This window comes from Treponema sp. R8-4-B8, from assembly GCF_054786175.1.
The window spans coordinates 1-881 of record NZ_BDHE01000144.1; the positions used below are offsets into that span (position 1 = coordinate 1).

2 protein-coding genes are annotated in these 881 nt (G+C 33.6%); one reads left to right on the top strand and one right to left on the bottom strand.

Annotated elements, in window-relative coordinates; genetic code table 11:
* The coding region (locus ACYVRA_RS07470; RefSeq protein ID WP_461252116.1) for a hypothetical protein at positions 1-347 on the bottom strand (347 nt) is incomplete at its 3' end.
* 139 nt (positions 348-486) lie between these two features.
* On the opposite strand from ACYVRA_RS07470, the gene ACYVRA_RS07475 reads away from it, so the two are divergent.
* A complete protein-coding gene (locus tag ACYVRA_RS07475) occupies positions 487-822 on the top strand; it encodes a helix-turn-helix domain-containing protein (protein WP_461252117.1) in 336 nt (111 codons plus the stop codon).
* Positions 823-881 lie beyond the last annotated feature (59 nt).

The following is an 881-nucleotide window of genomic DNA, read 5'->3' on the forward strand; positions in this document are numbered from 1 at the left end:
TTTTCAAAAGTAATTGAAAAATTGGAAGCATTGGCCACTACATGGTAATTTGTAATAATGTAATTTACGCCGTTTTTATCAACATACACAAATCCCGATCCATAACCACCCATTCTTGAAGCGTTAAGACTTTCAGCAATTTTCTTAATATCGGAATTATCTTCATCTTCCCACATCATAGTTGCCAGATTACGTAAAAGTCCATCCATATTTGGATGATGACTAATATTGATTCGGCATACATAGTCTCTTATCCCTTCTTCTTTCTCAGAATTACCTCCACCGAACAGCGGAGATAGCGCGGTTAATAGAATGATAACCCATAACAGCAATAATTTTTTGTTCATTTTTTCTCCTCAGCAAATACCTTGCTTTTAGCATATTTTTAATAATTCTAATGGCTATTTTATAAAATGTCAAGCTAATAGGATAATAAAAAATTAACCATCTTCTGCCAAATTTAACAAAATTAAGGAAAAATAAAGAATGACAGAACAAAAGTTAAGGGCTATTTTAAGCGTAAACTTGAAGCGGTACCGTAATTACCGGAAGTTATCTCAAGCTGAATTAGCTGAAAAATTAGGGATTTCTATTCCTTTTCTAAGTGATGTCGAAAACAGCAGAAAATGGGTATCTCCAGCCACATTGGTAAAATTTGCCGATGTACTGGGAATTGAACCATACGAACTTTTCAAACCTGAAGAATGTCTCTCACCTCCCTTAACCCTAACTTTAAACAAATGGAGTGATGAAATTGTTCAAGCTGTAACTCAAACGGTTAAAAATATACAAGAACACTACATTATAAAAAATGATATATAATCGTACTTAGCTAAATTTTACTTTACAAAAAAGCCGCCGCCTACGCAAAAAATGCCCCT

What these genes read in the sequence shown, in the direction of transcription:
- ACYVRA_RS07475 (WP_461252117.1), top strand. Translation starts at nt 487, where the DNA reads ATGACAGAACAAAAGTTAAGGGCTATTTTAAGCGTAAACTTGAAGCGG.